Raw genomic sequence first — 5288 nt, 5'->3', positions numbered from 1 at the left:
GCCGCCCGCGGCGCTCATCCCGCCACCACCACGGCGCCGGCGACGGCACACAGCAGGACCCACACCAGGGCGCCGACCAGCACCCCGACGGCGGCGCGGCAGTGCTGCGGGGTCGGGCGGGCCGCCTCGGGGCCCCACACGGCCTGACGCCCGCGCCAGACGACGGACTCCCAGATCGCGGACCACGACTCGGCCCCGCCGAGGCGCCCCACGCCGGGCAGGTCGGCGAGCAGCGGGTCGAGCTCGTCCCGGTAGCGGGCGGCGTACGCCGCCGCGGTCCGCTCCTCCGCCTCGGCGAGGTCGAGCCGGCCCTCGCCGACGGCGTCGTGCAGCCGCGCGACGGTGCGCTCGCGTTCGGCGTCCGAGGCGCGGGTGCGGCCGGGCGTCGTGGTGGTGCCCGTGGCCGCACCCCCCGACGGCCCGGCCCCCGAGGGGCCGCCGGTGGGGGTGCCGTGCGTGGCCGCGGTCGTGGCGGTGTCGCTGCTCGCGGAGGTGTCCCGGTCGGACCGGATGGCGGCGGTGGCCGCCTCCGGCTCCGGCTCCGGACGGGCGGGGGAGGTCATGGGGCTCCCGGGGTCGTCGTTCGGGTGCCGCCCATGCTGGGTCCCGCGGGTGAGTCCCCGACGTGCCCCGGTTCTGAGCGGGGTAAGAACCGCTCCTCGCCCACCGTGAACCCGACGCACGCGCCGCCGCCCGGACGCTCCCGCGCGAAGACCGTGCCGCCGTGGCCCTCCGCGACGTCCCGGACGATCGCCAGCCCGAGCCCGGAGCCGGGCAGCCCGCGGTCGGCGTCGGCGCGGTAGAAGCGGTCGAACACCCGCTCGGCGTCCCGCGGGTCGATCCCCGGCCCCCGATCGGCCACGGTGACGCGCCCCCGCCCGATCCGCACCTCCAGCGCCTCGCTGCGGCCCTCGTCGAACTTGGCCGCGTTCTCCAGCAGGTTGGTCACGGCCCGGTCCAGCGCCCGGGGGCGCCCACGGACCAGGGTGCCCGAGGAACCGGCGCCCTCGTCGTCGACCTCGACCCGCACCGTCCGTCCGGTCCGTCGCCGGACCCGCTCGGCCGCCCGCGCGGCGACGGCCGTGAGCTCCACGGGCTCGTCGGCTTCGTCCCCGTGGCGCGACAGGGCCAGCTCGACCAGCTCGTCGACGAGGTGGCTGAGCTCGCGGGTCTCGCCCTCGACGTCGTCGATCAGCCGGGCCCGGGCCTGCGGGGACAGCTCGTCGAGCCGCTTGAGCACGCTGGCGTTCGTCCGCAGGCTGGTCAGCGGCGTCCGGAGCTCGTGGGCGGCGTCCTGCACCAGGCGGTCCTGGGCCTCGCGGGCCGCCGCCAGGCGTCCCAGCATCGTGGTGAACGCCGCCGACAGCCGGCCCACCTCGTCGCGCCCGTGCACCGGGACCTCGCGCTCGACCACGCCGCTCGCGCTGACCTCCTCGGCGATCCCGGCCAGCTGCACCAGCCGCCGGGTGATCCGTCGCGCGAGCAGCCAGCCCACCGCGGCGGCGACGACCACCACGACCGCGGTGACCCACACGATCCGGCGCGCCGTGCCGGCCAGCACGCGCTCGCTCCCGCCGGCGTCCGTGGCGACCTGCAGCGCGCCGCGCCCGCGGCCGAGCGCGGTCGTCAGCTGGCGGTAGCCCGCGCGCCCCACCCGGACGTCGCGGCTCGCCGTCGCGCCCTCGACCGCCGACGCGGCCAGGGTGCGGTCGACCGCCGACACCGGCAGGGTGACCGCACGGCCGCCGAGGAACCGGACGGTTCCGTCCGGTGCGACGATCTGGGCGACGAGGGGCCGGGCGCCGTCGTGGCCGTCGGAGCGGGCGTCGTCGTGGTCGTCGGCGTCGTCGTCCGCGTCGGCCTCGCCCGGGCCGGGCGCCCCGCCCCGCGACGCGACCGGGGGAGCGAGCACCTCGGTCCGGCCGGCGACGAGGGCGGCGGCCGCGGTGCGGAGGGAGCGGTCGATCTCCTCGGTCGTGCGGTCCGACGCCGCCCGGTAGCTGAGGAAGCCGACCAGCCCCGCCACCACGACCGCGACCACCGCGAAGGCGAGCGCGAACCGGGTCCGCAGGCTCATGCGGCACGCACCGTGTAACCCACCCCGCGCACGGTGTGGATCAGCGGGGGAGCGCCGGCGGCGGCGAGCTTGCGGCGGAGGTACCCGATGTACACGGCGAGGTTCTTGGAGTCGGCGCCGAAGTCGTAGCCCCAGATCCGCTCGTAGATCGTGCCGTGGTCGAGGACGATGCCCTCGTTGCGGAGCAGCAGCTCCAGCAGGTCGAACTCGGTCTTGGACAGGTGCAGCTCGGACCCGCCCCACCACACCCGGCGCGCGGCCGGGACGAGCCGTAGCGCACCCGCCGTCAGCGTCTCGGCGGGGCGGGCCGCGTCGCCGCCCTGCACCGCGGCGCGGCGCAGCAGGGCCCGCAGCCGGGCGAGCAGCTCGTCGAGCTCGAACGGCTTGGGCAGGTAGTCGTCGGCGCCGGCGTCGAGCCCGGCCACCCGGTCCGGGGTCTCGACCCGCGCGGTCAGCATGAGGATCGGGGTGTGGTCGCCGTCGCCGCGGAGCACCCGGCACACGGCCAGGCCGTCGACGCCCGGCATCATCACGTCCAGGACCAGGGCGTCGAACGGCTCCCGGCGGACGAGCGACAGCGTCTCCACCCCGTCCGCGGCCGGGATGACGGTGTAGCCCTCCAGCTCGAGGGCGCGCGCGAGCGACTCCCGGATCGCCCGGTCGTCGTCGGCGACCAGCACACGACTCGGCATGGTGCCCATGGTGCCCGCCGGGCGCGACGAGGGCCGACCGTCGGACCCCGTGTCCTCCCGCGGAGGGCGGGCGGGGGCTACCCCTCGCGGCGCAGGCCCGTCGGGCAGACCACCGGGACACCCGACGGGCCGGTGAGGACCTCGCAGTCCACGCCGTAGAGCCGCCCGACCAGCTCGGCCGTGACGACGGCGGCGGGCTCGCCCTCGGCGACCACCTGGCCGTCGAGCATCGCCACCACGTGGTCGGCGTGCCGGCAGGCCGCGGAGAGGTCGTGCAGCACCATCACGACCGTGCGGCCGCGCCCGGCGAGCCCGTGCAGCATCTCGTGCACCTCGAGCTGGTGGCCCAGGTCGAGGGCGGAGGTGGGCTCGTCCAGCAGCAGCACCCCGGTGTCCTGGGCGACCGTCATGGCGATCCACGCGCGCTGCCGCTGCCCGCCGGACAGCGTCTCGAGCTGCCGGTCGGCGAGGTCGAGGAGGTCGGCCGCGGCCAGCGCGTTCTCCACCGCCTCCGCGTCGGCCGCCGACCACTGGCGCAGCAGGCCCTGGTGCGGGGCGCGGCCGTGGCGGACGAGGTCGCGGACCGTGAGCCCGTCGGGTGCCGCGGCGGACTGGGGGAGCAGCCCGAGCCGGCGCGCGATCTCGCGGGTGGGCAGCCCGGCCAGCTCCTCGCCGTCGAGCAGGACGGTGCCGGCCCGCGGCGCGAGCACCCGGGCGAGCCCGGCGAGCAGCGTGGACTTGCCGCAGCCGTTCGGCCCGACGATGGCGGTGACCTTCCCGGCCGGGAGCTCCAGGTCCAGCCCGCGCACGACCTCGCGGCGCCCGTAGCCCAGGCCGAGGCCCGCCGCGCCCAGGGCGCTCGCGCCCGCGAGGCGCTGCGGGGAGTCGGTTCGCGCGGTCGTCACGGCAGCCTCCGGGTGCGGGTGGTGAGCAGGAGCCACAGCAGGTACGGCCCGCCGACGATCGCGGTGACCAGCCCCGCGGGCAGTTCGATCGGGGCGAACACCGCCCGCCCGACGAGGTCGGCGAGCAGCGTGAGCACGGCGCCGGCCAAGGCCGACGACACGACCGGCACCCCGGCGGACCCGGACAGCTTCCGCGCGGCCTCGGGGGCGACCAGGGCGACCATCCCGAGCGGCCCGGCGACGGCCACCGCCAGCCCCGCGCACACCACGGACGTCACCAGCACGGCCGTGCGGACGGCCCGGACCCGGCTGCCCAGGCCGAGCGCGACGGCGTCGGGGAACCGGAGGAGCGCCAGCGCGCGCCCGAGCAGCACGGCCGCGGGCAGGCAGAGGACCAGGCCGAGCTCGAGGAGCATGACGGCGGTGGGGGTTGCGATCGACAGGCTGCCGACCGTCCACGGGTAGGCGGCGCCGGCGGCGTCGATCGCCGACCGGGACAGCATCAGGTTGGTCACGGCGCCGAACACCGCGCCGATCCCCAGCCCGACGACGAGGAACCGGTAGCCCTGCCGGCCCGCCCCGCCGCCGAGCGCGAGGGCGAGCACCGCCGCCGTGGTCGCGCCGGTGAGGGCCATGACCGACGGCAGCGCCGACGTCGCCACCCCGATCACGCTCGCCACGGCGAACGCGGTGGCGCCGTTGTTGAGGCCGACGGTGTCCGGCGTCGCCAACCGGTTGCGGGCCAGGGTCTGCATGAGCACGCCGGCCAGCCCGAGCGCGGCGCCGACCCCGGCGGCCGCCTCGATCCGGGGGAACCGCAGCTCGCGCACCAGCAGCACGTCGCGCGCCGGGCCGAGGCCGAGCAGCCCGCGCAGCGCCCTGAGGGGGTCGATGACCGTGCTGCCGATCCCGAGGCAGACGGCGAGCGTGCCGACGAGCACGGCGGCCAGGGCGAGCGCGACCAGGGCGGGCCGGCGGTGCACCAGCACGGCCCGGTCGCCGGGCAGGCCGAGCCGCCAGGTGCCGGCGGGGGCCGCGGTGTGGGCGGGGGCGCGCACGGCCGGGGTCACAGCTGGGGCAGCCGCGCGGAGCGCACGACCGCGACCAGCACGGGGGCCCCGAGCAGCGCGGTGATCACCCCCAGCGGCATCTCGTAGGGACGCACGAGCAGCCGGGACAGCACGTCGGCCACCAGCACCACGACCGGGCCGAGCAGCACACTCACCCCGAGCACCCGGCGCAGCTCCGGGCCGACGAGGGCGCGGGCCGCGAAGGGCACCACCAGGCCGACGAAGGCGATCGGGCCGGCGGCGGAGGTCGCCCCGCCCACCAGCAGCGCGACCGCGGCGACGGCGGCGACCCGGGTCCGGGCGGGCCGCTGCCCGAGGCCGAGCGCGACGTCGTCGCCCAGCGCGAGGGTGGCCAGCGGCCGGGCGACCAGGGCGGCGAGGAGCAGGCCGGCGAGCAGCACGGGCAGCGCGGCGCCCACCGCCCCCAGGTCGCGGCCCGCCACCGAGCCGACGGTCCAGAACCGGACCTCGTCGAGGGTGCGCTGGTCGATGAGCAGCAGCGCGACGGTGACCGCGCCGAGCAGGCCGGTCACGGCGGCCCCGG

6 protein-coding genes are annotated in these 5288 nt (G+C 78.0%); all 6 read right to left on the bottom strand.

What is annotated here, in order from left to right; all coding sequences use genetic code 11:
* Nucleotides 1–14: 14 nt before the first annotated feature.
* Nucleotides 15–563, bottom strand: a complete 549-nt coding sequence (locus tag ACFQH9_RS11040; protein ID WP_379565882.1) for a DUF1707 SHOCT-like domain-containing protein — start codon at nucleotides 561–563, stop codon at nucleotides 15–17.
* The gene (locus tag ACFQH9_RS11035) at nucleotides 560–2077 is read right to left on the bottom strand and encodes a sensor histidine kinase (RefSeq protein WP_379565881.1); all 1518 of its coding nucleotides are present in this window, start codon (nucleotides 2075–2077) and stop codon (nucleotides 560–562) included. Before ACFQH9_RS11035 ends, ACFQH9_RS11040 begins: the two co-directional genes overlap by 4 nt.
* Nucleotides 2074–2778, bottom strand: coding sequence for a response regulator transcription factor (locus tag ACFQH9_RS11030; RefSeq protein WP_379565880.1), 705 nt, complete (start codon nucleotides 2776–2778; stop codon nucleotides 2074–2076). Before ACFQH9_RS11030 ends, ACFQH9_RS11035 begins: the two co-directional genes overlap by 4 nt.
* Nucleotides 2779–2846: 68 nt before the next feature.
* Nucleotides 2847–3674, bottom strand: coding sequence for an ABC transporter ATP-binding protein (locus tag ACFQH9_RS11025; RefSeq protein WP_379565879.1), 828 nt, complete (start codon nucleotides 3672–3674; stop codon nucleotides 2847–2849).
* The gene (locus tag ACFQH9_RS11020) at nucleotides 3671–4732 is read right to left on the bottom strand and encodes a FecCD family ABC transporter permease (protein WP_379565878.1); all 1062 of its coding nucleotides are present in this window, start codon (nucleotides 4730–4732) and stop codon (nucleotides 3671–3673) included. Before ACFQH9_RS11020 ends, ACFQH9_RS11025 begins: the two co-directional genes overlap by 4 nt.
* Nucleotides 4733–4740: 8 nt before the next feature.
* Nucleotides 4741–5288 (bottom strand): iron chelate uptake ABC transporter family permease subunit (locus ACFQH9_RS11015; protein ID WP_379565877.1); only part of this gene is annotated, 548 nt, incomplete at its 5' end.

The organism is Pseudonocardia lutea, assembly GCF_042658055.1.
GTDB classification, from domain to species: Bacteria; Actinomycetota; Actinomycetes; order Mycobacteriales; family Pseudonocardiaceae; genus Pseudonocardia; species Pseudonocardia lutea.
Note: the sequence above shows the minus strand (reverse complement) of the source record. Positions and strands in the feature narration are given on the sequence as shown.